At 60.5% G+C, this 25,789-nt stretch carries 24 protein-coding genes; 5 read left to right on the top strand and 19 right to left on the bottom strand.

All coding sequences use genetic code 11. The annotated features are described in order from the left end of the window. Positions 1-62 precede the first annotated feature (62 nt). From H8S56_RS08360 to H8S56_RS08395, 8 genes are all read right to left on the bottom strand, one after another. Entirely contained in the window at positions 63-1,259 is a 1,197-nt protein-coding gene (locus tag H8S56_RS08360; RefSeq protein WP_024695828.1) for an ABC transporter substrate-binding protein, read from the bottom strand. Then, positions 1,256-2,275, bottom strand: a complete 1,020-nt coding sequence (locus H8S56_RS08365; protein WP_187518370.1) for a CobW family GTP-binding protein — start codon at positions 2,273-2,275, stop codon at positions 1,256-1,258. Before H8S56_RS08365 ends, H8S56_RS08360 begins: the two co-directional genes overlap by 4 nt. After that, positions 2,272-2,571, bottom strand: a complete 300-nt coding sequence (locus H8S56_RS08370; protein ID WP_187518371.1) for a hypothetical protein — start codon at positions 2,569-2,571, stop codon at positions 2,272-2,274. Before H8S56_RS08370 ends, H8S56_RS08365 begins: the two co-directional genes overlap by 4 nt. 23 nt (positions 2,572-2,594) lie before the next feature. Continuing rightward, complete coding sequence (locus tag H8S56_RS08375) at positions 2,595-3,344, bottom strand: SDR family NAD(P)-dependent oxidoreductase (RefSeq protein ID WP_187518372.1); 750 nt, start codon at positions 3,342-3,344, stop codon at positions 2,595-2,597. A 732-nt stretch (positions 3,345-4,076) separates the two neighbouring features. Further along, positions 4,077-4,838, bottom strand: a complete 762-nt coding sequence (locus tag H8S56_RS08380) for an SDR family NAD(P)-dependent oxidoreductase (protein WP_187518373.1) — start codon at positions 4,836-4,838, stop codon at positions 4,077-4,079. 10 nt (positions 4,839-4,848) lie between these two features. After that, a complete protein-coding gene (locus H8S56_RS08385; protein WP_024695134.1) occupies positions 4,849-6,189 on the bottom strand; it encodes an MFS transporter in 1,341 nt (446 codons plus the stop codon). A gap of 27 nt (positions 6,190-6,216) precedes the next feature. Beyond that, positions 6,217-7,098, bottom strand: a complete 882-nt coding sequence (locus H8S56_RS08390) for a polysaccharide deacetylase family protein (RefSeq protein WP_024695135.1) — start codon at positions 7,096-7,098, stop codon at positions 6,217-6,219. Between the two features lie 86 nt (positions 7,099-7,184). Beyond that, complete coding sequence (locus H8S56_RS08395) at positions 7,185-8,564, bottom strand: amidase (protein WP_408003785.1); 1,380 nt, start codon at positions 8,562-8,564, stop codon at positions 7,185-7,187. A 344-nt stretch (positions 8,565-8,908) separates the two neighbouring features. On the opposite strand from H8S56_RS08395, the gene H8S56_RS08400 reads away from it, so the two are divergent. Then, positions 8,909-9,901: a GntR family transcriptional regulator gene (locus H8S56_RS08400; RefSeq protein ID WP_032610554.1), complete on the top strand. Its 993-nt coding sequence runs from the start codon at positions 8,909-8,911 to the stop codon at positions 9,899-9,901. A 34-nt stretch (positions 9,902-9,935) separates the two neighbouring features. On the opposite strand, the gene H8S56_RS08405 is transcribed toward H8S56_RS08400, so the two are convergent. From H8S56_RS08405 to H8S56_RS08420, 4 genes are read right to left on the bottom strand one after another with little or no spacing between them, the layout of a single operon-like run. Next, positions 9,936-10,358: a group I truncated hemoglobin gene (locus tag H8S56_RS08405; protein ID WP_187518374.1), complete on the bottom strand. Its 423-nt coding sequence runs from the start codon at positions 10,356-10,358 to the stop codon at positions 9,936-9,938. Further along, entirely contained in the window at positions 10,358-11,221 is an 864-nt protein-coding gene (locus H8S56_RS08410) for a DUF3034 family protein (protein WP_187518375.1), read from the bottom strand. The genes H8S56_RS08405 and H8S56_RS08410 overlap by 1 nt, the downstream gene beginning before the upstream one ends. Before the next feature lie 3 nt (positions 11,222-11,224). After that, positions 11,225-13,579, bottom strand: a complete 2,355-nt coding sequence (locus tag H8S56_RS08415) for a bifunctional diguanylate cyclase/phosphodiesterase (protein WP_187518376.1) — start codon at positions 13,577-13,579, stop codon at positions 11,225-11,227. Next, positions 13,576-14,250, bottom strand: coding sequence for a methylamine utilization protein (locus H8S56_RS08420; protein WP_187518377.1), 675 nt, complete (start codon positions 14,248-14,250; stop codon positions 13,576-13,578). Before H8S56_RS08420 ends, H8S56_RS08415 begins: the two co-directional genes overlap by 4 nt. A gap of 192 nt (positions 14,251-14,442) precedes the next feature. Between H8S56_RS08420 and lon the strand changes: the two genes are divergently transcribed. The 4 genes from lon (at position 14,443) to cmoB (ending at position 19,222) form a co-directional block, all read left to right on the top strand. Then, positions 14,443-16,860, top strand: a complete 2,418-nt coding sequence (gene lon / locus H8S56_RS08425) for an endopeptidase La (RefSeq protein ID WP_187518378.1) — start codon at positions 14,443-14,445, stop codon at positions 16,858-16,860. Positions 16,861-17,016: 156 nt separating this feature from the next. Then, positions 17,017-17,409, top strand: coding sequence for a protease inhibitor I42 family protein (locus H8S56_RS08430; RefSeq protein WP_187518379.1), 393 nt, complete (start codon positions 17,017-17,019; stop codon positions 17,407-17,409). A gap of 113 nt (positions 17,410-17,522) precedes the next feature. Continuing rightward, positions 17,523-18,266 carry a carboxy-S-adenosyl-L-methionine synthase CmoA gene (gene cmoA / locus H8S56_RS08435; RefSeq protein WP_024687723.1) on the top strand — a complete coding sequence of 248 codons (744 nt, stop codon included), beginning with the start codon at positions 17,523-17,525 and terminating at the stop codon, positions 18,264-18,266. Beyond that, entirely contained in the window at positions 18,263-19,222 is a 960-nt protein-coding gene (cmoB, locus tag H8S56_RS08440; RefSeq protein WP_187518380.1) for a tRNA 5-methoxyuridine(34)/uridine 5-oxyacetic acid(34) synthase CmoB, read from the top strand. Before cmoA ends, cmoB begins: the two co-directional genes overlap by 4 nt. A gap of 151 nt (positions 19,223-19,373) precedes the next feature. On the opposite strand, the gene pdxJ is transcribed toward cmoB, so the two are convergent. The 7 genes from pdxJ to lepA all read right to left on the bottom strand — a co-directional run bounded on the left by pdxJ (position 19,374) and on the right by lepA (position 25,643). Further along, the gene (pdxJ, locus tag H8S56_RS08445; RefSeq protein ID WP_187518381.1) at positions 19,374-20,114 is read right to left on the bottom strand and encodes a pyridoxine 5'-phosphate synthase; all 741 of its coding nucleotides are present in this window, start codon (positions 20,112-20,114) and stop codon (positions 19,374-19,376) included. 51 nt (positions 20,115-20,165) lie between these two features. After that, on the bottom strand, positions 20,166-20,849 hold the full coding sequence (recO, locus tag H8S56_RS08450; RefSeq protein WP_187518382.1) for a DNA repair protein RecO: 684 nt from the start codon (positions 20,847-20,849) through the stop codon (positions 20,166-20,168). A gap of 57 nt (positions 20,850-20,906) precedes the next feature. Beyond that, positions 20,907-21,809, bottom strand: coding sequence for a GTPase Era (gene era / locus H8S56_RS08455; protein WP_024687727.1), 903 nt, complete (start codon positions 21,807-21,809; stop codon positions 20,907-20,909). Beyond that, a complete protein-coding gene (gene rnc, locus H8S56_RS08460; RefSeq protein WP_024687728.1) occupies positions 21,802-22,491 on the bottom strand; it encodes a ribonuclease III in 690 nt (229 codons plus the stop codon). Before rnc ends, era begins: the two co-directional genes overlap by 8 nt. Continuing rightward, the gene (locus tag H8S56_RS08465) at positions 22,488-22,865 is read right to left on the bottom strand and encodes a DUF4845 domain-containing protein (RefSeq protein WP_024687729.1); all 378 of its coding nucleotides are present in this window, start codon (positions 22,863-22,865) and stop codon (positions 22,488-22,490) included. Before H8S56_RS08465 ends, rnc begins: the two co-directional genes overlap by 4 nt. 117 nt (positions 22,866-22,982) lie before the next feature. Further along, positions 22,983-23,837 (bottom strand): signal peptidase I, encoded by an 855-nt coding sequence (lepB, locus tag H8S56_RS08470; RefSeq protein ID WP_024687730.1) that lies wholly within the window; start codon positions 23,835-23,837, stop codon positions 22,983-22,985. Positions 23,838-23,846: 9 nt separating this feature from the next. Beyond that, positions 23,847-25,643 carry a translation elongation factor 4 gene (gene lepA, locus H8S56_RS08475; protein ID WP_024687731.1) on the bottom strand — a complete coding sequence of 599 codons (1,797 nt, stop codon included), beginning with the start codon at positions 25,641-25,643 and terminating at the stop codon, positions 23,847-23,849. Between the last annotated feature and the right edge of the window lie 146 nt (positions 25,644-25,789).

A 25,789-nucleotide genomic window follows, 5' to 3' on the forward strand; every position in this document is an offset into this window, starting at 1 on the left:
TGGAAGGCGGCAGCAAGACTTGTGTCTAACGATGAGCGCGGAGCGATGGACACGATCAAGCGTTAACGCGCTTTCCCGCCCGCCTTCCCACCCGCCCGCAAAATGTCGCTCCAGCGTCGCACAAGATAGTTGTGCTCGTTCATCACCGAGTTCCACACCGCGATATGCCCCATGCGCTCTTCATATGAACCGCCGTCACGCACTTCCCCGGCATCGATCAGTGGCAGACCATCGCTGCCGAGCAGTTGCTCGCGTGCAGGCAGTCCGGCGTACCAGTAGTCCCACTCGGCAGCGCTGAGATGATCGCGGCTGCGGGCCGGATTACCGATGTAGTAGCCCTGACGCGCCATCACTGCGCCCGGCCAGCCGGACAGCCACCAGTTCAGATAGGCATAGGCAGCGTCGAGCACGGGACCTTTGGCGTGGCGTGACAGCGACAGCCCGCCAAACCAGCCGCGATAGCCTTCCTTCGGCACAGCAACGCGGTATTTCACACCAGCGCGATGCAGCCGCACCAAGGTAGGCGACCATAAACTCTGAATGTCGATGGTCGGGCTGAGCATCAAGTTTGCCGCTTCCTCGTCGTCCGACCAGAACGCACCGAAATGCCCTTGTTGCTGTTTGCGTACCAGTACGTCGGCGAGCCGGTCGATCTCCTCGATGCTCATGTTGCCGATGTCCTTGAACTGCGCCAGTCCCGCGCCCTGCACCGCCAGTGCGGCATCGAGCGCACCGATGGCGGCATCACTCTGCAACGCGATGCGCCCGCTCCAGACCGGGTCCAGCAGCCAGCCCCAACTTTCATCGGCGCGGCTCAGGCTTTCCGGCAGGCGCTCCGGGCGGTAGGCGAAACTGTCGGCGTTGTGGGTCAGCGGCAGCATGCTGATGCGCTCGGTGACCGCGCTGCCCAGGCTGCCGTCGTGCTGCACGAACAGACGCTCGCTGGGCACACTACCGCTGCCGGGTTGATCGGTGGGTCTCAGACGCCCACGCTTGGGCAAGTCGTTGATCTCGTGCCACAGCGCGATACGCCGCGTGTCGATCGGCTGAATCGCCCGCGCCGGCCAGACAAAATCAACGTTGTGAAACCACTGATCGTAAAGGTCGTAACTGTCCGGCTGCATGACCGCAATGCGCTGCGCGGTCTGCACGTCGTGAATCTGATAGACCAGTTTGATGCCCAATTCCTGCTCGGCCCGCTCGCGCAGGGAGTCGAGCAAGGTGACCGAGGTGCCCAGCACACGCAACGTGATGGTCATGCAGCGGTCTCGCTTGGGGATGAGGTCAGGGACGGTGCGAAGGTGCCGGAAAACACCTCGAACGAGCGACGCAGCAACTCAGGGTCAAGCCCGCGCAGGATGAACACCAGGCGCGAGGTACGATCCTCTCCCGGCCAGGCCGCAAGGTGGACAGGCGCATGCAGGCAATGCTGCACACCATGGATCACGACAGGGGCCTGATTGGTATTCACGTTGAGCAGTCCTTTGACACGCAGGATTCGTTCGCCATGGCATCTTAACAGCATCGACAGCCACACTCCGAACCCGACCCAGTCAAGCGCACGCTCCAGGGTCAGGCAGCAGACCTGCGCGTCCCCATGCCGGGGCAGTGTCGATTGCGGCCGATGCAGCTGCCAGCGGGTCACTTCCTGCGCCGGTTCCGCGCTGCGGATGCCTTCCCCCAGCAATAACTGATCGCCACTGTGTACCTGCGCCGTATCGAGCAGCGGCGCAGAGAAATTAAGCGCCTGTAAATGCAGACGCAATGCGTCGAGGCTTGTCTCGTCGACCAGATCGGTCTTGCTCAGCAGCAACCGGTCCGCGGCAGCGACCTGCGCCAGCCACTCAGGGTGCAGGCGCTCCTGCAGCGCGGCATGGCAGGCGTCGACCAGGGTGACGATCAACCCGACATGAAAACGCCCGCGCAACTGCGGGTCGTTGCTCAGTGTCGCCAGGATCGGTGCCGGGTCGGCCAGACCCGTGGTTTCCAGAATCACGCGACGAAACGCAGGGATTTCACCGCGACTGCGGCGCTCCAGCAAACCGAGCAATGCGTCTTTCAGTTCGCCGCGAATCGAGCAACAGATGCAGCCGCTGGGCAACAACACAGTGTCGGGTGCGACCTCCTCGACCAGCAGATGATCGATACCGACATCACCGAACTCGTTGATCAGCAGCGCGGTGTCGCCCATGTCCTCGTCGGCCAGCAGGCGTTTGAGCAACGTGGTTTTGCCGCTGCCCAGAAAACCGGTGATCACGTTCAACGCAATGCTCATGAGAACCTCTGCAAATGATCAAGCAGGTGGGCGTCGAGCGGGTCCAGCGGCCGGCCGATCAGAAGTTCGGCTTTCTGCCAGAGCTGTTCCAGGCCGGTCGCCAGTTCCTGCTTGCCGGTGGCGCCAAGCAACAGATAGGAGACGCCTTGAAAGTCCTCGACCTTCAGGCGAAACGGCGCCATCACCTTGTTGATGGCGGCAATGCGTCGCAGGCGCTCACGCCGCCTGGGCAGCTCACCAGTCAACGGATCGCTCCAGTGCACGTCTTCACCCAACAGGCCGCACAGTCCACACATGGGTTATTCCTCGTTCAAATGCATCACGGCATTACATCGCCTGAGTTGGGGCCCAGTGTCTGACCGACAAACAGATTGCCGCCCGGCTCGCTGGCCAGCAGCACCGCAACAGGCGCCACTTCTTCTGCAAGACCAAAGCGGCCCAACGGCAGCTCGGCCGCCTTGGCGGTTTTCCAGGCGCTGCTGATGCCAGCCACCAAGGGGGTTTCAATCGGACCGGGCGCGATGGCGTTGACCAGCACGTTGTCCTTGGCCACTTCCAGCGCCAGGGATTTGGTGAAGCCGATCACACCGGCCTTCGCAGCGGCGTAGTGCGTCAACTCCGCGCCGCCCTTGATGCCCAGTTGCGAGGCGACGTTGATGATCCGCCCCCAACGCTGCGCCAGCATGTGCGGCAAGGCCCGCTGACTGGTGACGAATACGCTGGTCAGGTCGACGCGCAGCATGTCGTTCCACATCTCGATGCTCAGGTCGACGCAACGCGCCTGCGTCAGCATGCCTGCGTTGTTGACCAGAATATCGATGCCGCCGAACTGCTCGACGCACGCATCGACACTGGCCTGTGCGCCTTCAACGGTCCCGACGTCGGCGACACATTCCTGCACCTGAGCGCCGAGCTTTCGGCATTCCCCGGCGATCTTCGCCAGGCTGTCAGGATCACGGTCGCCCAGCACCAAACGTGCGCCTTCGGTGGCGTAGGCACGCGCGATGGCAGCGCCTATCCCGCTACCTGCGCCGGTGATCACGGCGCGTTTGTCTTCGAGTTGTCGCATGGTGAATTCCTTACTGATCAACGAAATGAAGCGCGCTCGCTCACATCACACAGGCACCGGCCGAGTAACCACAGCCCCGTGGGAGCGAGCTTGCTCGCGAAAACTATTGCTCGTGCACAACCTCTCGATTGGTCAAACCGGCCCTTTCGCGAGCGAGCTCGCTCCCACAGGTATTGCATTCAGTCAGCAAGATCGCCTTGTGTTCTGGCAGCGATCAAACCAGGCAACCGGCTGAATAAGCGCAGCCCAGTGGGAGCGAGCTTGCTCTCGAAGGCCATGTTTCAAGCACAACCTCTCGATTGGTCAAACCGGCCCTTTCGCGAGCGAGCTCGCTCCCACAGGTATTGCATTCAGTCAGCAAGATCGCCTTGTGTTCTGGCAGCGATCAAACCAGGCAACCGGCTGAATCAGCGCAGCCACGTGGGAGCGAGCTTGCTCGCGAAAACTATTGCTCGTGCACAACCTCTCGATTGGTCAAACCGGCCCTTTCGCGAGCAAGCTCGCTCCCGCAGGTGTTGCAGTCAGTCAGCAAGATCGCCTTGTGTTCTGGCAGCGATCAAACCAGGCAACCGGCTGAATCAGCGCAGCCCAGTGGAAGCGAGCTTGCTCGCGAAGGCCATGTTTCAAGCACAGCCTCTCGATTGGACGGACCGGCCCTTTCGCGAGCGAGCTCGCTCCCACAGGTATTGCAGTCAGCAAGATCGCCTTGTGTTCTGGCAGCGATCAAACGGATCACTCTGGCCAGCGCACGGTCAGGCCGCCGTCGATCACGATGCTTTGCCCGGTCAGGTAGCTGGCCTCGTCACTGCACAGAAACCGCACCAGCGATGCCACTTCATCCGCCCGCCCGACTCGCCCGAGCGGGATGGCTCTGGCGGCCTGTTTCAGGCCTTCCGGGCCCAGCGAGTTTTTGCTGTCCAGCGACTGCGGCGTCTCGATCAGGCCCGGAATCACGGCATTACAGCGGATGCCTTTCGGCGCCAACTCAACCGCCAACGAACGGCACAGACCCGGCACACCCGCCTTGGCTGCGGCGTAATGCGAATGGTCCTGCCAGCCATATACGCCACCGGCAATCGATGAGATCGCCACCAGCGCGCCGCCCTCAGCCATGTGTCTGGCAGCGGCGCGAAAAGTGCGCATAACGCCGGTCAGGTCCACGTCGAGCATTTCATTCCAGCGCTCGTCGGTCATGTCCAGCAGCGGCGCACGACGCAGCAAGCCTGCGTTGGCCACCGCGTAATCGATCCGGCCAAAGGCGTCCAGCGCCTTACTTGCCAGGTCGTCCACCGATTCGGTGCTCGTTACATCAAGCGGCAGCATCAGGCATTCGCCGCCCGCCTCTTCCACCAGCCGACGGGTTTCATCCGGGTCGTGGGGGTCAGCCGGGTAAAACCCGCCCGCCACTGCCACACCCTGCCGGGCAAACGCCAAGGCCAGGGCCTGACCGATGCCGCTGGCGGCACCGGTGACCAGTGCAACTTTACGTGTCATATCGCACTCCTCATTTAACGGTTTCAGGACGCACGTGGCGAGCAGCGAACATCAGCGCGCCAGACAGGAAGCAAGGCAGCGCACCGAAGTACAACGCCGAGGTCTGCCAGTCGCCGCCTGCGCTCAGCACCGATGTGGCGCCGAAGCCAGCCACTACTGCGCCGATCGGACCCATGGCATGGATGATCGCGCCGCCGGTGGCGCGGATGCTGGTAGGAAAGCTCTCACTGATGAAAAACAGCGCGGCCGAGTAAGGCCCGATCAGAAAGAACAGACCCAGGCTGTACAGCCCGACGACCATCGGCATGTTGCTCGGCCCGTAAAGCATGCCCGCAAAGGCCAGACCGCCCAGCATCCAGCCCAGACCGATTACGTTGCGACGGCCGATCTTGTCGCCCATCCAGCCATGGGTCAGGTAACCGCAATAGCCCACCAGGTTGGACAGCACCAGAATGATCAGCGAGTTCTCGAACGAGATGTGATGCACGCTGACGATCACCGTGGTGCCCAAGACGCTGAACACCTGAATCGCTGCCCAATTGAGCAGAATGGCTGCGCCTATCACCAGCGTTGCGCGCAGCGAGGTGCCACGAAATGCAGCGCCGATACCCGCCTTGCTGTGTTCGTCGTAATCCACGCCGTAGGTGTGCGCCACAGCCTGTGCCTGACTCACATCCCCCTTCTTGCGCAGTTGTGTGATGCGCTGATGGATCTGGAACTGCGGGCTCTCTTTGAGCTTGCGCGCCATGATTGCGATGACGATGGCCGGAATGGCCGCAAACACAAAGCAGCCCTGCCAGCCGATGATCGGCAACAGCACCGCGGTGAGCCCCGCTGCAATCAGCGCACCCACCGGCCAGCCGCCCTGCACCAGGCTGTAGATGAAGCCACGGCGTTTGGCCAGACGCGGATCGTCGGACGCCGCATAGATTTCACTCAGATAAGTCGCATTGACGGTTTCTTCCGCATACCCCAGACCGCCCAGCGAGCGGATCAGGATCAACGGCGACTTGCCCCACGATCCGCCAATGGCCGTGAGCGCCGAACAGATGGCCGACCCGCTCACAGTAAACATGATCCCGACGCGCCGTCCCAGGCGATCCACCAGCGGGCCGATGGCCAGTGCCACCACCGCCGTACCGACCGCGACCCAGGTCGCGATTTCGGCCTGCTCCACTTCACTCCAGGAAAAATGCCGCCCGATCTCGGGCAGCAAGGTGCCGAACAGAATGAAGTCGTATACCGCAAACACCCACGCAAAAAAGGCTATCCATGTGGCGAAGCGCACTTGCTCCGGCGTCAACTGCTCTGGCTTCCAGCCGGTCAGGTCAAGCTTGTTGTAGATGGACATGAGTGATGCCTCGGACAGGGCTATGAATCAACGGTTACGTGGGTTGCGACGCACGAAGTCGTCGGCGATCTCATCGAAGGTGACGAACTTGACGCCCGCGTGACTCTGGATGTGCTCGATCAGGCGCTCCAGCATCAGCAACACCTGTGGGCGTCCGGATACATCGGGGTGAATGGTCATGGTGAACACTGCGTGTTCATGCTCGCGGTAGACCCAGTCGAACTGGTCCCGCCACATTTCTTCCAGGTGACGCGGGTTGACGAAGCCGTGGCTGTTGGGCGCTTTCTTGATGAACATCATCGGCGGCAGGTCATCCAGGTACCAGTTGGCCGGAATCTCCACCAGATCGGTCTCTTCGCCACGCACCAGCGGCTTCATCCAGGTGTCCGGGTGCTGGCTGTAATCGATCTTGGTCCACTTGTCGCCCACACGAACGTAGTACGGATGAAAGTCGTTGTGCATCAGGCTGTGGTCGTACTTGATGCCTTTCTTGAGCAACAGCTCGTTAGTGACGTTGCTGAACTCCCACCACGGCGCGACGTAGCCTGTGGGGCGCTTGCCGGTCATTTGCGTGATCAGCTCGATTGACTTGTCGAGGACGATTTCTTCCTGCTCAGGCGTCATCGCAATCGGGTTTTCATGGCTGTAGCCATGCACGCCGATCTCGTGGCCCGCATCGGCCACGGCTTTCATCTGCTCAGGGAAGGTTTCCATGGAGTGACCCGGAATGAACCAGGTGGTGCGCAGCCCGTAACGCTCGAACAGCTTGAGCAAACGCGGTGCACCGACTTCGCCCGCGAACAGGCCGCGTGAGATATCGTCAGGCGAATCCTCACCGCCGTAAGAGCCCAGCCAGCCTGCGACCGCATCCACATCTACGCCAAACGCACACAGAATTTCTTTAGCCATTGTTGTTTCTCCGCGGGTTGATCAGACCGGTTTCACGCATCGAACGCGGACGCCGGTCAGCCATTGATAGGGGGTTCAAGGAATGTTCAAGGGATTGCCATCAGCGCTTCCAACGCCAGAGCCGCGCGCAGCAGCCGTGCGTCCTCGCCTGCCGGGGCACTGAGCAACAGGCCAGTGGGCAAGCCGCAGGTATCAGTGCCGCTGGGCAATGACACGCCAGGCATGTTCAGCAAGCTGCCAGGCATGGTCAGGCGCAGCGTGGCGAGGTTGGTCTGAATGAACAGCTCGTCGTCGCCCAGCAAGGGTGCAAGGGGCGGCGCGACGTGGGCGACGCTGGGGGTTATGAGCAGTGCGCCGTCCAGTTCATGGGTCAATTGTTCCTGCAAGCGCTCGCGGGTGGCGTACAAATGAATCAGCTGACTGGCAGGCATGTGCCGCGCAGCCTCAAGGCGCTTGCGCACCCGTGGGTCGAGCTGACTGGCCGCGTCGCTGTCGAGCAACGGCTGATGCAGGGCGAACGCTTCGGCCGCGCCCAGCCAGCCGCTGTGCTGGATCAGGCGCAGGGTGGCTTGAAAGGCCTCGCAAGGGCGCACCTCGACCAGCGCGCCGCTGACGCGAAAAGCCTCGACGGCGCGCAGCAGGTTGTCGCGAACAGCGGGCTCGACACGGGCGTCATCCAGCACCGCCTGATCGACGATGAAACGCTGCCCGGCCAGGCTGCGCGGTACTTGCGACGTCGTCTTGCTGCGCGCACATAGCAGGTCGTCGATCACCACTGCATCACGAACGCTGCGGGTCAGCGGCCCGACACTGTCGAGGGTCAGCGCCAGCGGGAACACACCATCACGACTGTAGCGGCGGCTGGTGCTGCGATAGCCCACCAGGCCATTGAATGCTGCGGGAATGCGAATCGAGCCGGCCGTGTCGGTGCCCATCGCAATCGGTACGATGCCGGCAGCAACTGCAACCCCCGAGCCTGAGGACGAGCCACCAGGAATGCGTGGCGAGTCATCGCTCGATGGATTGACCGGCGTGCCGAAATGCGGATTCAGGCCGAGCCCGGAATAGGCGAACTCACTAAGGTTGGTCTTGCCCAGGCTGACCATGCCGGAGCGGGCCAGCAGGCCGACAACCGGCGCGTCCAGCCAGGCGGCCGACACCTGTCGACGGGTCGCAGAACCTGCCGTGGTCACGGATCCGGCGACATCGAACAAATCCTTCCAGGCAATGGGAACGCCATCGAACGCGCCGAGCGGCTGTCCCTGTTTCCAGCGGACGGCCGACGCTTCGGCCTCACGGCGGGCGCGCTCCTCGCTCATTGAAATGAACACGTGATCAACCTGACGGGCTCGGTACAGCGCCTGCTCCAAAGCCTGCACGGGGTCAGTACGACCTTGGGCGAAGTCCTCGGCCAGTGCGCAGGCATCAGGCGGGAGTGCGTTGGCAGCGGTATCCATCATCGACATGGCGGACTCTTAAAAATGTACTTATTAATAAAATGTACATTTAACAGAGGCAGAATCCGTGCCAATCTCTGGCTCTACGCCCTTTGACACAACAGCTCACCAAGACTGAATGCGCCAAAACCATTGGATTAGAACCCTTGCCAAGGCTTGACGAGGGGCAAAATCAGGACAAGTGAAGCGTTTGGTCGGCGGTCATAATGAAATAATGTATCTTTTATAAAAGGTACATTTTAGTGCAGATAGGTAACGGTGGCCCTATGAGTGAGCGTGCGGATGTACCTCAAGGTGACAGTGGCGCATCTGTGCGAGAATCGTTCGTCAACCGCCAGAAGTGTAAGAAAACGATGTCAGATGAGGACACGCGCACCGCCTCGCGCTACGCCACGATCCGTGAAGTGTTACGCAACGCCATCCTCACGGGTGCGGCCGCCAATGGACTGGTGCTGCTCGAAGCACCGCTGGCAGAGCTGTTCGGCACCAGCCGCGTGCCGGTGCGCAAGGCGCTCAATCTGCTGCACGACGAAGGGCTGATCAGCCGCTTCGACGGGCGCGGCTATCTGGTCAACCCCGAAGGCAGCACTGTCGAACCCTTGCGTCTGAGCCTGAGCCACAAGCAGTTCGGGCTGGACAGCAGTGAAGAGCTGGTCGACACCCGGCCGCTGGGTGAGCGTATTCATGATGAGATTGGCGCAGCGCTGTCGGCGTGCATCGCATTCGGTCATTACCGTCTGGATGAACAGAGCGCGGCCGAGCATTTCGGGGTCAGCCGCGCCGTGGTTCGTGAAGCGCTGATGCGCTTGCGTGATCGCGGACTGGTGGAGAAAGAACCCTACTCCCAATGGCTGGCCGGGCCGCTGACAGCACGTGAAGTGACGGATGATTACGAACTGCGCGCCTGCCTTGAGCCAGAAGCCTTGCGCCAGACCGCACCGAACCTGAGCCGCGAACACCTGGAAGCCATGCTGGCCCGAGTCATCGAGGCGCAGCAGGCTGAAAGCTGCAGCCTGGAACAGATCGAACGGCTTGAGGACGATCTGCACCAGCAATGCCTGGCAGGCCTGCAGAATCGCAAGATCGCGACCCTGATCAGCCAGGCGCAGAGCCCGATGATCATCAACCGGATCTTTTACAAGTTGCTGAGCATCGGTGCGGACGAGGCGATGCTCGCTGAACACAGGATGATCCTCGAACTGCTCCTGCACGGCGCGTTCGACGCCGCCGCGCTCAACCTGAAAGAACACCTGCACCGCGCCCGCCAACGCATGCTTCAGCGTCTGAAAGTGTTGTCGGTGCTGCCTGAGCAGGAAGTGCCGGAGTATCTGACGCGGCTGAGTTGATCCGTTACGTCGGTCCCGCCCTGTTCTGCTCGTACTACTTGTCGATCACTTCCCCACGCAACGCAGCCAGCCGTGCGATGAAGCGGTTTTGTACGGGCACCGGGATTTTCTCGGTGTCCATGGCGGCGATCAGGTCTTCGACCAATGCGTTGAAGTCGCTGGGGCTCAGGTTCTGCCCCTTATGCGATTCGGCCAGGCTGTCGCCGGTGTAGGTGCAGGGGCCGTCTGCCACTGCGCAGAACTTATCGACCAGCCGGTCGCGCAGCAGCACGATATTGACCCGCCTGAAACGTTCGACGATACGCTCGTCCTTGGCAACATTGAGCAGCATGCCCTCGACGATGCGCTGGATACCGGCTCGCTGGCCGAGGTCTTGATAAAGACGATCATCCTTGGCCGGTTGTTGTGCGCAACCCACCAGCAATGCCAGCGTCAGGCACATCAGCAAGCGCATCATCAGAAACTCCCCTGAACAGACAGATAGGTGCCGTTCTGGTTGTCCAGCGTGGCGATTTCCCCCAGGCGTGCGTAGGCCAGCACGAAGGAAAGATGCTTGTTGGGGAAGTACCCCACGAACACGTCGGCCCAGTCGCTTTCGCCGGCAAACGACAGGTTGTCGGGCTTCTCGCGGTATTCCACGCCCATGGCCCAGCGCGGGTTGAACAGCACGGCCACCGAGCCTTCCTTGAGCAAGCTGCGCGTGTCGCGTCGATCCCCGCCAAAACCCAGCAGACCGGTTTCGTTGGCACGGCTGTAGCGCACGCCGCCGTTGACCACCACGTTGTAACCAAACGCCGCGCCCATGAACAGGCGGCTGGCGGTCAGGTAACCTTCCACATCGGAATCGCGCTGTGCGCCGACAAGGCTCGGAATCAGGAAATCGTTCTGGTGCTTGTACTGCACGCCCAGCGATACCTGCGGCAGGCTGTCGTAGATCAGATCACCGAACAGCCGCACCTTGACGCCAAACACGTCCTGACTGAGGTTGTCATCCGGCAGACTCAGCCGGTGTTGCAAGGTGCTGATATCGAAACGTTGATGCGCGTAAGACAACTCCACACGGTTGCCATAAGCAAAGGCGACACCTGCTACGTCCAGGTTGTAGTCGGGCAGGTTGACGTGGGTGGCGAACGCTGTAGCGCCCCATTCACCCTGCTCGCTGTAGCCCGTGATCACCGCCCAGGGTGTAATGCCGCCGCCCGCGCTGCCCTCAATGTTGCTGGCACCGCCGGTTGCAATCAGACGACCATTATCGGCCAGGGCAAGGGACGCCACGGAGCCCAACAGACAACCCAACAGCAGCGGTAATTTATAGTGCATGGCTCAGTTCACCATCAGGCCGGGTGTTCTCATGGACTGTACGATCCAGGTTTCAAACGCAGTGGCCGCCAACGGCCGGCTGATCAGATAGCCCTGCGCGGTATCGCAATGCCAGCGCTGGAGCAGGTCCAGGCTGTGCTGATACTCCACACCTTCGGCCACGACCTTGAGCCCCAGGTTGTGGCTCATTTCGATAGTCGAACGCACGATGACCGCATCCTCGCTGGTTTCATCCAGATTGCGGACGAAAGACTGGTCGATCTTCAGCTCCTGGACCGGCAGACGCTTGAGGTGTGCCAGCGATGAATAGCCGGTGCCAAAGTCATCGACCGACAGGCTGATACCGCAGTCGCGCAGGCGATGCAGCACGACCAATGCCTTTTCCGGCTCGCTCATGACGGCGCTTTCGGTGATTTCAAACACCAGCTGTTCGGCAGGCACGTTGTATTGCTTGAGCAGGCGCATCACGAATCCGGCCAGGTCATCACCCAACAGGTCGTCGGCGGAGATGTTGACCGACACCTGCAGCACCAGACCGCGCTGACGCCATTCGGCCAACTGGCGCATGGCCTCTTCGATGACCCAGTTGGTCAGCAGATGGATACTGCCGGTGCGCTCGGCCAGCACGATGAATTCCGCGGGCGATACATTGCCGAATTGCGGATGGGTCCAGCGCAACAAGGCCTCGGCCTGGCGTACAGTGCCTTGGCGGATGTCCAGTTTGGGTTGGTAATGCAGCGCCAGTTCGCCGTTTTGTGGCGCCTTGCGCAAATCACGAATCAGACTGATCTGGCGCTGGTGCGCGAGGTCACGGCCGTCCTGATAGATCTGCAGACGACCTGGCAGCAACGCGGCGTCCTTGCGAGCGATGGCCGCCCGGCTGACCAGTTCCTGTGCCGAATGACCACTTTCGGGGTAGACGGTGATGCCAATGCTGCACTCCAGCGTGATGTCGTGGCTGTCGACCCGCTGCGGCTCGCTGAGCAGGCGCTGCAGACTGTCCGCCATCGCGACCGCGCCATCACTGGTCGTGTTGTCCAGCAGCAACAGAAACTCGTTGCCGCTCAGCCGTGCGACCGTATCGCCCGCGCGCAAGGCGCTCTGCAAGCGCTGCCCGATCTCGCGCAGCAACTGCTCAACGCCTTCGGCACCCGACCCCTCATTGATCGCGGCGAGGTTTTCGATCCCCATGTACAGCAAGGCCACCGGACGTTCAGCGGCAACCGCACTGCCAAGGCGCTCCATGACCAACGCGCGGTTGGGCAGGCCGGTCAGGTTGTCGTGCAGCGCGTTGTGCGCCAGTTGCCCTTCACGCACCGCGATACCGTGCTGCATGCTGTTGATCGCGTGCGCCAACATGCCCAGCTCATCACTGCGGGCCATGGTCACCGGCGTTGCGTAGTCGCCGTCGCCGATGCGCTTGGCGGCAATGGCTAGCGCGCGCACCGGTAGCGAGACGCTACGCGCCAGCGCCAAGGTGCCGATCAGCGACGCCAGCAGTGCGGCCAGGGTAATCCAAAACATCTTTTCATCCAGTGGCGCAAAGGCTTGCAAGGCCTTGTCGAGCGGGCTCTGCAGCAAGGCAATCACTTGTCCGTCGTCCGCATTGCCTGTATTGGCGAGCATCAGCGCCTGGCTGAGAAAGTTCAGGTTCGACTGCTCAGTGACCTGCATTTGCCCACCGGACGAGTTGCGCATCAATTCAATCAGACCGGCATGCAGCGCCTCGGGCTGGGTGCTGATCAACTCACCAGGCTTACCGTTTTCAATCGTGAGGAACGACACTTCGAGACCGCTCAATGAGCGCAGCTCCTGAGCGATATCGCTGTCGATCGAGAAGCCCATCACCACCCGACCGATCGGCAGCGGTGCCAGCACCGTGCTTTCCACCAAGAGATGCGGCGTGCCGCCGCCCGGCACGATCAGCACCGACTGGCTGTTGCGCTTGGCATTGCGCAACGCCTGGTTGTAGACGAATTTCGACCCTTCGGGCACTTCGGCCTCGGTACTGGCAATCACAGTACCGTCCATGCCCAGCAAAAACATGTCGCTCGCGTTGATGCGCTTGCCATGGTTGAGCAGCACAGAGCGAATGGTCGACGAGTCGGAGCTGGCCACGGCATCACGAAAGCCGAAATCGGCGGACAGCAACTGCACGGTGTCTCGCAGGCGCTTGCCGCGCAGGTCGATGAGGCGTTCGAAGACCCGGCTACCCACTTCCAGCTGCGCCTGAGCCTGCGTGCGAACGGCATCGCCCGTCGCGACTTTGACCGCAAGAAAGACAGCACCGACCACGATCAGCAGCAGGACCGTCAACACTGCGGCGATGCGTGCCTGAAAGCTGAGTTTAAGGTTCATTCATGCGCAGCCTTGTGAAAGGCGTCACCGAAACCGCTGGTGGCCGGTTTGGTCGGCGTGTCGGCGACTTTAGGCTCGACCGGCAGGGTGAAGCGCTGCGTAAGGCCTGCGGCTGGGAGGTCGAATTCGCCGCCCGATATCGGCTGCATGTCCTCGATCTGCGGATGCCAGAGCGTGGCCTGATAGTGACCGGCCGGCATCGAATCGAGCTTGAGCTGGCCATTGCTGTCGGTCACGCCGAACCAAGGCTCGTCGGTGACGTAGATATAACCGACCATCCAGTCGTGGATGTTGCAGCCCAGCACCACGACGCCCGGCTTGTCGAACAGCAAGGGCTCAGAAGGCGTGCCTTCGTAAAGGCGCAATTCGAATCGCTTGGCCGGTGAAAAAGAATAGACCTGATGGCGGATGTTATCGCTGTTCGGGAATTTCACCTGCGTGCCGACGCGCACGGCCAGAACGTGAGGCGAGAACTCCTGATCGCGTTGGTCCATGGCCGCTTTGAGTGGCGCAGGCGTGGGGTCCGACGGGCCTTTGAGCGTCACGACGGCATCGACAAGGGGCTTGCCCTGCTTGTCGACTATCTGCGCCGTCAAGGTAGCAGCCGACGCATTCGCCGCCGACACCATCCACAACCCAGCGAGCAATGCTGAAAAAAATACGTTGGTCATAACCGATTCAACCCGCCACGGCAGCGCCGTACTGCCGTAAGTAAATGAGCCAGCCCTGGCGGCAATTAAGAGGGCCTGGAAAACCTAAGAACCTGCGGTTTTAACGCCACTCTTCACACTATCGACCAAAGCCATTGAAACCTGAGGACGCCTGCCCCATCTAAGAGCCATGTTCAACTTCTCAGGTGCCCCATGAGCGACCAGCAGACAGACTCGCCAGATTCGCCAAACGACCAGACCGAGCACGAAGTGTCCCTGAGCTCCGACAGCACCTCACTCGCCCTGCCCGGCCAGAACCTGCCGGACAAGGTCTATATCATTCCGATCCACAACCGCCCGTTTTTTCCGGCTCAGGTCCTGCCGGTAATCGTCAATGAAGAGCCTTGGGCCGAGACCCTGGAACTGGTCAGCAAGTCCGAGCACCACTCGCTCGCCCTGTTCTTCATGGACACACCACAGGAAGACCCGCGCCACTTCAATACCGGCGCGTTGCCCGAGTATGGCACTTTGGTCAAGGTTCATCACGCCAGCCGCGAAAATGGCCGTCTGCAGTTTGTGGCACAGGGACTGAGCCGTGTCCGCATCCGCACCTGGCTCAAGCATCATCGCCCGCCGTATCTGGTGGAAGTCGAATACCCGCAACAGCCCAATGAGCCGACCGACGAGGTCAAAGCCTATGGCATGGCCCTGATCAATGCGATCAAAGAGCTGCTGCCACTCAACCCGCTGTACAGCGAAGAGCTGAAAAACTACCTCAACCGCTTCAGCCCCAACGACCCTTCGCCGCTGACCGACTTCGCCGCAGCCCTGACCTCGGCGACGGGCGTGGAATTGCAGCAGGTGCTGGATTGTGTGCCCATGCTCAAGCGCATGGAAAAAGTCCTGCCGATGCTGCGCAAGGAAGTGGAAGTCGCGCGGCTGCAGAAAGAGATTTCCGCCGAGGTCAATCGCAAGATCGGCGAACACCAGCGCCAGTTCTTCCTCAAGGAACAGCTCAAGGTCATCCAGCAGGAGCTGGGCCTGAGCAAGGACGACCGCAGCGCCGACATCGAACAGTTCGAGCAGCGCCTGGAAGGCAAGACCCTGCCGGCACAGGCACGCAAGAAAGTCGACGAAGAGATCAGCAAGCTCAAGGTCCTGGAAACCGGCTCGCCCGAATACGCCGTGACCCGTAACTACCTGGACTGGGTCAGCTCCCTGCCCTGGGGCATCTATGGTGCGGACAAGCTGGACCTTAAACACGCGCGTAAAGTGCTCGACCAGCACCATGCGGGCCTGGATGACATCAAGGCGCGGATTCTCGAGTTCCTCGCCGTCGGTGCGTACAAGGGTGAAATCAGCGGTTCTATCGTGCTGCTGGTCGGCCCGCCGGGCGTGGGCAAGACCAGTGTCGGGCGCTCGATTGCCGAGTCTTTGGGGCGACCGTTCTATCGCTTGAGTGTCGGCGGCATGCGCGACGAAGCGGAAATCAAGGGACATCGCAGAACCTACATCGGCGCGCAGCCCGGCAAGCTGGTGCAGGCGCTCAAGGATGTGGAGGTGATGAACCCGGTCATCATGCTCGATGAAATCGACAAGATGGGACAAAGCTATCAGGGCGACCCGGCGTCAGCTCTGCTGGAAACGCTGGATCCGGAGCAGAACGTCGAATTCCTCGACCATTACCTGGACCTGCGCCTGGACCTGTCCAAAGTCCTGTTCGTCTGCACCGCCAACACGCTGGACTCGATCCCCGGCCCGTTGCTGGATCGTATGGAAGTGATTCGCCTGTCCGGCTACATCACCGAAGAAAAACTCGCTATCGCCAAGCGCCACCTGTGGCCCAAGCAGCTTGAAAAGGCTGGCGTCGCGAAGAACAAACTGACCATCAGTGACAGCGCATTGCGTGCAGTGATCGAAGGCTATGCGCGCGAAGCGGGCGTGCGGCATCTGGAGAAGCAGCTTGGCAAGCTGGTGCGCAAGGCAGTGGTCAAACTGCTGGACGCGCCCGACTCGGTGATCAAGATCGGGCCGAAGGATCTTGAAGCGTCGCTGGGCATGCCGGTGTTCCGCAGCGAGCAGGTGTTGTCGGGCACAGGCGTTATCACAGGTCTGGCCTGGACCAGCATGGGCGGCGCTACGCTGCCCATCGAAGCGACCCGAATCCATACACTTAACCGTGGCTTCAAACTGACAGGGCAGTTGGGCGACGTGATGAAGGAGTCAGCAGAAATCGCCTACAGCTACGTGAGTTCCAACCTGTCGAAATTTGGCGGCGACGCGAAGTTCTTCGACGAAGCATTCGTGCATCTGCACGTACCTGAAGGCGCAACGCCAAAAGACGGCCCGAGCGCAGGGGTGACCATGGCCAGTGCTCTGCTGTCCCTGGCCCGCAACCAGCCGCCGAAAAAAGGCGTGGCCATGACTGGCGAACTGACCTTGACCGGGCATGTGCTGCCGATTGGCGGTGTACGGGAAAAAGTCATCGCGGCGCGTCGTCAGAAGATCCACGAACTGATCCTGCCGGAGCCAAACCGCGGTAACTTCGAGGAGCTGCCCGATTACCTGAAAGAAGGCATCACCGTGCACTTCGCCAAGCGCTTTGCCGACGTAGCGAAAGTGTTGTTTTAAGCTGTAACGGGTATCGCGCGGAAGTGAGCTTGCTCACTCCCGCACGATGCTGATCGTGCGCCATGTTCTGTGACGGCACGCACCTGCACCTCAAGCTCCCCTCCAAAACCCTGATCGGTTATTCTCCAGCATCGTCTCGCAAAACCGGACCTTGCCATGACTCCTGCCCGCCTCATCGCGCCGTTGAGCCTCGCCCTGTTGAGCGCCTGCGCTCAGACACCTAAAAATATCGTCTCCATCGACAGCCAGAACGACTGCCCGTTGAGCCTGAAAACCGGGCAAACGCTGATTCTGACGCTGCCCAGCAACCCGACCACGGGCTTTCGCTGGCTGACCCAGAACCCGGCACAGAATATTCTGCGCAGTCTGGGGCCTGAGGTGTATGCCAATGGCGCAAACAAGGAAATGATCGGCAGCGGCGGCGAGTCAGTGTGGCGTTACAAGGCGACCGAAGCCGGCACCGGACGTCTGCTGATGGTCTACCAACAGCCCTGGGCACCTGAAGTCCCGCCGGAGCAGACGTTCGACTGCGCTATTACGGTCAACTGAAGCCTTTCAGGCCCACGGCGCAGCGGCTCATCCGAGAAGCTGCGCTGCACCATGCATCCCGGCGACAACTTGGCTAGAATGCCCGCCTTTCAAAAGCCTTCGCCGGAATCGCCGTGAGCAAAGAACCCGACCGCCTATTCGCCCAGCCTCTGGCTCAGGTGCCTGACTTCGCCTTCAATGAAGACGTTGTGCGGGTGTTCCCGGACATGATCAAGCGCTCGGTGCCCGGCTACCCGACGATTGTCGAAAACCTCGGCGTGCTCGCGGCGCAGTTCGCACAACCCGATACCGTTCTGTACGACCTGGGCAGTTCGCTGGGTGCCGTCACTCAGGCACTGCGCCGCCATGTGCGTGGAGAGGGTTGCCGAGTGATCGCCATCGACAACTCGCAGGCCATGGTCGAACGCTGCCGCGAGTACCTTAACGCGCAGAATTCGATGTTTCAGGAGCTGTTGCCGGTGGAGGTCATCGAGGGCGATATTCTGGGTCTGACCTTCCAGCCGGCCTCAGTGGTCGCTTTGAACTTCACCCTGCAATTCATCGCCCCCGAGCAGCGCCTTGAACTGTTGGGCCGGATCCGCAAGGCATTGGTGCCGGGCGGTGCGTTGATCCTGTCGGAAAAGCTGCGCTTCGAAGACGAGCAGGCACACGCGCTGCTGACCGACCTGCACATTGCCTTCAAACGCGCCAATGGTTACAGCGATCTGGAGATTGCCCAGAAACGCAGCGCCATCGAGAACGTCATGAAACCCGATAGCCTCGAAGAACATCGCCAACGTCTGCTCGCCGCCGGGTTTTCCAAGGTGGTGCCCTGGTTCCAATGCCTTAACTTTGCCTCGTTGATTGCCCTGCCATGATTGATCTCGCTCCACTTGCCCGCCGTCTGGCAGGCACCCCGCTTGCCGAGTGGGCCAACGGCCTGCAAGCCCAGCTCGACACCAAGATGACCAAGGGCCACGGCGACCTGCAGCGCTGGCAGAGTGCGCTGGACGCCCTGCCGCCGCTGACGCCGGGGCGCGTGGATCTGGCCGACAGCTTTACCCTGGAAACCGAGTGCAACGGCGAAACCCGGACGGTGCTGCGCAAGGCCTTGATGGGCCTCTCGCCGTGGCGCAAGGGACCGTTCAACGTGTTCGGCGTGCACATCGACACCGAATGGCGCTCGGACTGGAAATGGTCGCGGGTGTCGCCGCACCTCGACCTCAAAGGCAAGCGCGTACTGGATGTGGGCTGCGGCAATGGCTATTACCAGTGGCGCATGCTGGGTGCCGGGGCTGACTGCGTGATCGGCGTCGACCCCAACTGGCTGTTCTTCTGCCAGTTTCAGGCCATGCAACGCTACCTGCCCGACCTGCCCGCCTGGCACCTGCCTTTCGCGCTTGAAGACCTGCCTGCCAGCCTGGAAGGGTTCGACACGGTGTTTTCAATGGGCGTGCTGTATCACCGAAAATCGCCCATCGACCATTTGCTGGCACTGAAAGACTGCCTGGTCAAAGGTGGCGAGCTGGTCATGGAGACGCTGGTGGTGCCGGGCGACGTGCATCAGGTGCTGGTGCCCGAGGATCGTTACGCGCAAATGCGCAATGTCTGGTTCCTGCCTTCAGTGCCCGCCCTGGAACTGTGGATGCGTCGCGCAGGCTTCACCGATGTGCGCTGCGTGGATGTCAGCCACACGACAGTCGAGGAACAACGCAGCACCGAGTGGATGCGCTACCAGTCGCTGGGCGACTTCCTCGACCCCGAGGACCACAGCAAGACCGTCGAAGGCCTGCCCGCGCCGATGCGCGCGGTGATCGTGGGGCGTAAGCCTTAAAAATCTCCAGGACACGATCTGCGGGAGGTCTCGTCTCGTCTACGACGCCGCGCTGTCGCGCAGCAAACTTTGTGGGAGGCGGCTTGCCGGCGATGAAGTCAGCGTGATTTATCGCCAGCAAGCCGCCCTCACATGCAGACAGTAGCGCTGCCTATCGCGCTGCCGCGACAATCAGTGCCTTCATCTCAGCCACCGCCGCCTTGAACCCCACGAACAGTGCATGCGCCACCAGTGCGTGACCGATGTTCAGCTCGTTGATGCCCTTGATCGCTGCCACGGCTTCGACGTTGTGATAATGCAGGCCGTGGCCGGCGTTGACGATCAACCCCTGTGCCAGACCGAACGCCACACCATCGGCGACTCGCTGCAGCTCTAGCGCCACGTCAGTGGGCGTTTGCGCGTCGGCATACCGGCCCGTGTGAAGCTCGATGGCAGGCGCACCGACACGTCTGGACGCGGCAATCTGGCGCTCATCGGCGTCGATGAACAACGACACTTCACAGCCGATTTTAGACAGCCGCTCGACCGCCGCCTGGATACGCGCCTCCTGACCGGCAACGTCCAGACCGCCTTCAGTGGTCAACTCCTGGCGCGTTTCCGGCACCAGGCACACATGAGCTGGACGAATCCGCTCGGCAAACGAGAGCATCTCTTGCGTGACGCCCATTTCGAAGTTCATGCGGGTCTGCAACACATCCTTGAGCAGCAGCACATCGCGCTCCTGAATGTGGCGGCGGTCTTCACGCAGGTGCACCGTGATGCCATCGGCACCTGCCTCTTCGGCATCCAGCGCGGCCTTGACCGGGTCCGGGTAGCGCGTACCACGGGCTTGGCGCAACGTCGCCACGTGATCGATGTTCACGCCAAGAAGGATGCGGGTGCTTTGAGTCACGAGAGGTCTCCTGAAAGTGGGTCGAAGCAGGCCACAGAGCATAAAGCCTGTTTACAGCTTGCGAAACAGTTCACGGCTGACTAATGGGCGACCGCCCAGGTGCACGGCCAGTGCCTGACGCATCAAACGCTTGGCAGCCGACAACGCACCGGGCGCGCTCCAGTCCGCTTCGGCCATGGCCAGCAGCTCGACACCCTGAAACAGACCGGGCTGCAACAGCCAGACCCGCTCAAGCCCGGCGTCCACTTGCAGGCGGTACATGCCGTCCGCGGCGAGCGGCTCGCCATGGATGTCGGTGTCCAGCGCAAAACCGTAGCCGAGGTCGTCCAGCAGACGCCATTCGAACGAACGCAGCAACGGTTCCAGCGCACGCCCTTCTGCGAGCGCCATCAACGTGGCGGCATAGTGATCGAATACGGCAGGATGGGGGTCTTCGGACGGTAGCAGGCGAATCAGCAATTCGTTGAGGTACATGCCGCTGAACAGTGCCTCACCGGTCATCCAGGTGGCGACACCGGCGCTTTCCATACGTCCGACATTCTTGAGTTCACTGCGCCCGCGAAACTCGACTTCAAGTGGCACGAAAGGACGAGCCAGCGAACCGGCCTTGCCTTTGGCACTGCGCAACACGGCACGCAGCCGGCCCTGAGGCGTAAGAAAATCGACCAACGCGCTGTTTTCGCGATACGCACGGCTGTGCAGCACATAAGCAGGTTGGCCGGTTGGCGTGCTCATCGGGCGGGCTCGAAAAAAGAAAGGTTCACCCGACCCAAAGCCGGGTGAAAAGACAACCTAGAGGTCGCCGTAGCCCAGCGAACGCAGTGCGCGTTCATCGTCGGACCAGCCGCCTTTGACCTTGACCCAGAGGTTGAGCATCACCTTGGAGTCGAACAGCAACTCCATGTCGCGGCGGGCATCGCTGCCGATACGCTTGATGCGCTCGCCCTTGTCGCCAATGATGATCTTTTTCTGGCCATCGCGCTCGACGAGGATCAGCGCATGGATATGCAAGGTACGTCCCTGCTGCTTGAATTCTTCGATCTCGACGGTGATCTGGTACGGAAGCTCGGCACCCAGCTGGCGCATGATCTTCTCGCGAACCAGCTCAGCGGCCAGGAAACGGCTGCTGCGGTCGGTGATCTGGTCTTCCGGGAAGAAGTGATCGTTCTCCGGCAGATGTGAAGCGATCAGACCTTCCAGCGCTTCCAGGTTGTGGCCGTGCTGCGCCGAAATCGGCACGATGGACGCATTCGGCAACTGACCTTGCAGCCACTCCAGATGCGGCATCAGATCGCTCTTGTCTTCGATGCGATCGGTCTTGTTGATCGCCAGAATGACCGGACCCTGCACGTATTGAACACGCTCCAGCACCATCTGGTCTTCGTCGGTCCAACGTGTGCGGTCAACAACGAAGATCACCACATCGACGTCTTTCAACGCCGCCGATGCGGTCTTGTTCATGTAACGGTTGAGCGCTTTTTCGCCATTCTTGTGCATGCCGGGGGTGTCGACATAGATCGCCTGCACGGCGCCTTCGGTCTTGATGCCCAGCATGTTATGACGTGTGGTCTGCGGCTTGCGCGAGGTGATTGCCAGCTTCTGACCCAGAATATGGTTGAGCAGCGTGGACTTGCCCACGTTGGGGCGGCCGACGATGGCAACATAGCCACAGCGTGTTGCGGTTGTATCACTCATGACCGTTCTCCACGCCAAGGGCAATGAGCGCTGCGGCTGCGGCTACCTGTTCGGCAATCCGGCGGCTGACACCCTGACCTCGACTCTTTTCGTTCAATAGGGTGATCTCGCACTCGACGAAAAACGTCCGGCAATGAGGCTCACCCTGGATATCCACCACTTCGTAACGCGGCAGATCGCAGGCCCGGGACTGCAGAAACTCCTGCAGCCGGGTTTTCGGGTCCTTGTTGGTGTCGACCAGCGTCAGGCTGTCGAACTCGGTCGTCAGCCACGCCAGTACACGTTCGCGCGCCACGTCCATGCCCGAGTCGAGGTAGATCGCACCGATCAACGCTTCCAGCGCATCGGCAAGAATCGACTCACGACGGAATCCGCCGCTTTTCAGTTCGCCGGAGCCCAGACGCAGGTACTCGCCCAGATCGAAACCGCGCGCCAGCAATGCCAGGGTCTCGCCCTTGACCAGCCGCGCCCGCAAACGGGACAACTGACCTTCACGCGCCTGTGCAAAGCGCTCGAACAGCGCCTCGCCAGCCACAAAGTTGAGAATGGCATCACCGAGAAATTCCAGCCGCTCATTGTTGCGACCGGCAAAACTGCGGTGGGTCAGGGCCAGGACCATCAGTTCCTGATCCTTGAAGGTGTAGCCGAGCTGACGCTCAAGGCGGCTCAAGGATACGCTCACGGTCTGCCCACGCTCAGTTGCTTGTCGAACTTGATAACCACGTCGATGTTCAGCATCAACGGCTCACGCTGTTCGTAATTCAAACGGGCGTTGAACGCATTGTTCTCCACCGTCACTCTTAACGCCTGTTTCAAATCTATATCCCGGATGCTGTTGAGCTGCATGCTCTTTTCGACATAACTGTAAAAATCGCTGACCGTGGTGATACCCAGGCCCTTATTGCTCTCGACCGCCTCGATGATGTTTTTCATCCGGCTGTAGTCAAGATAATGGGGGACAAGCTTGAATGCGGTACTGATCGCAAACACGGCCAGAACCAGCATCACCAACCCGCCTACCAACGACAAACCTTTTTGAGAAGCAGAGAACGTCATGTTCCTGTTGACCTCCTTGGATACACACTGGCGCACTGTAAAACGCAATGCCTGCTCAGGACGTGCCTGAAGCGCCCCCAAATGACATACGGCGCTGCCCAGGCAGCGCCGCATCAATTACTTGATCAACCCTACGCGTGAAAAATTAGGGAAGTGGCTCAGTTTCGGTTCGGGCCAGCTCATCCAGACAGCAAAGGCCTTACCGACGATGTTCTTGTCCGGAACCATGCCCAGCTCGTCCTTGGGAATGTTGGGATCATCCCAGTAACGGCTGTCATTGGAGTTGTCGCGGTTGTCGCCCATCATGAAATAGTGCGCAGCCGGAACGGTCCATTCGCTGTCGGGCGGTGCACGATAGCGGCTCATTTCCTGACGGATCTGATGCTCTACGGCGCCTAGTTGCTCTTCGTACAGCTCGGCACTGCCCAGCGTGCCAGGCTCGGTGCCAATCAGCTTCTTGGCAACCAGTTCGTTGTTGACGAACAGGCGCTTGTCGCTGGTATAGCGAATATGATCGCCCGGCAGGCCGATCACCCGCTTGATGTAGTTGACGCTCGGGTCGCTCGGGTAGCGAAAGACCATCACGTCGCCGCGCTGCGGATCGCCGATCTGAATCACCTTCTGGTCCAGCACTGGCAGGCGAATGCCATACGAGAACTTGTTGACCAGAATGAAATCACCCACGTCGAGCGTCGGCTTCATGGAGCCGGACGGAATCTGGAAGGGTTCGACCAGAAACGAGCGCAGCACCAGAACAATGAACAACACCGGGAAGAACGACTTGCCGTACTCGATCAGCAAAGGCTCTTTGTTCAATCGCTCGACAACGGCGATGTCAGGCTCTCCGACACTGCCCTGATACTTCGAAATGGCGGCCCGACGGCGAGGCGCCAGGACGACCAGATCGATCAGTGCAAGCACGCCGCAGACGAAGACAGCGATAACCAACAACAGCGGGAAATTTAGTGACATAGGACCTGACTATTCCAACCTGAGCACTGCAAGGAAGGCTTCCTGTGGGATTTCCACGTTGCCAACCTGCTTCATGCGTTTCTTACCGGCCTTCTGCTTCTCGAGCAATTTACGTTTGCGACTCACGTCACCACCGTAACACTTGGCCAGTACGTTCTTTCTGAGTGCCTTGACGGTTGTCCGGGCCACAATCTGGCCACCAATCGCGGCCTGAATGGCCACATCGAACATCTGCCGCGGGATCAGCTCTTTCATCTTCTCGGTCAATGCACGTCCTTTGTAGTGCGCATTGTCACGATGAACGATCAGGGCCAGTGCATCGACCTTCTCGCCGTTGATCAAAACATCCAGTTTCACCAGATTGGCTGACTGGTAACGGTCGAAATGATAGTCCAGCGATGCATAACCGCGGCTGACTGACTTGAGACGATCGAAGAAATCCAGCACCACTTCGTTCATCGGCAAATCGTAGCTGACCTGGACCTGAGTCCCGAGGAACAGCATGTCGTGTTGCACGCCGCGCTTTTCAATGCACAGCGTAATGACGTTGCCCAAATGCTCCTGAGGCACAAGAATATTTGCCCGAACGATAGGTTCGCGCATGTCTTCAATGGCTGACAGGTCTGGCAGTTTGGACGGGTTGTCGACGTAGATCGTTTCACCGGTCTTCAGCAACAACTCGAAGATAACGGTTGGTGCCGTGGTAATCAGGTCCAGGTCGTATTCGCGCTCAAGGCGCTCCTGGATGATCTCCATGTGGAGCATGCCCAGGAAACCGCAACGGAAGCCGAAGCCCAGCGCATCGGAGCTTTCCGGCAGGTATTGCAGCGAGGAGTCGTTGAGCGTCAGCTTCTGCAACGCTTCGCGGAAGTCTTCGAAGTCGTCGGAGCTGACCGGGAACAGACCCGCATAGACCTGTGGCTGGATGCGCTTGAAGCCTGGCAGTACATCAACGTCCGGAGTGGAACTCAGGGTCAGGGTGTCACCGACCGGCGCACCATGAATGTCCTTGATGCCGGCGATGATGAAGCCCACTTCGCCAGCCTTCAGATCGACGGTCGCGGTATGCTTGGGATTGAACACCCCGACGCTGTCGACCAGATGCATCTTGCCGGTGGATTTGACGAGGATCTTGTCGCCTTTCTTCACACGGCCGTGGCGAACGCGCACCAGGGACACAACGCCCAGGTAGTTGTCGAACCAGGAGTCGATGATCAACGCCTGCAGCGGATCTTCGATATTGCCGGTGGGCGCCGGAATGGTGGCCACCAGGCGTTCAAGCACCTCGTCCACGCCCATGCCGCTCTTGGCACTGCAGGCCACAGCGTCGGTGGCGTCGATGCCGATGATCTTCTCGATTTCTTCCTTGACGCGGTCCGGATCGGCTTGCGGCAAGTCCATCTTGTTCAGCACCGGCATGACCTCAAGGCCCTGCTCGATGGCGGTATAGCAGTTGGCAACCGACTGCGCCTCAACGCCCTGCCCCGCATCCACCACCAGCAAGGCCCCTTCACAGGCTGCAAGCGAGCGGCTGACTTCATAGGTGAAGTCCACGTGGCCCGGGGTATCGATGAAGTTCAGCTGGTAGGTGATACCGTCTTTGGCCTTGTAGTACAGGGTTACGCTGTGGGCCTTGATGGTGATCCCGCGCTCGCGCTCAAGATCCATGGAGTCGAGCACCTGCGCTTCCATTTCGCGCTCGGACAGGCCGCCGCACATTTGAATGAAGCGGTCGGCCAGCGTCGACTTGCCATGGTCAATGTGGGCGATGATGGAGAAATTGCGGATATGACTCAAATCACTCACGGATCAACACTCAAAAAGGTTGCAGGCAGATTGCCCGCCGAAAAATAGCCGGGAATTGTACCTGAAGTAAGCCAAGGGCGTCACGCTTGCAGGCACCCGTATCAATCCGAGCCTGAAGCCAACCCATGAAAAAGGGCGGCCATGGC

Origin of the sequence: Pseudomonas triticifolii, from assembly GCF_014358015.1 — a bacterium.
Classification (GTDB): domain Bacteria; phylum Pseudomonadota; class Gammaproteobacteria; order Pseudomonadales; family Pseudomonadaceae; genus Aquipseudomonas; species Aquipseudomonas triticifolii.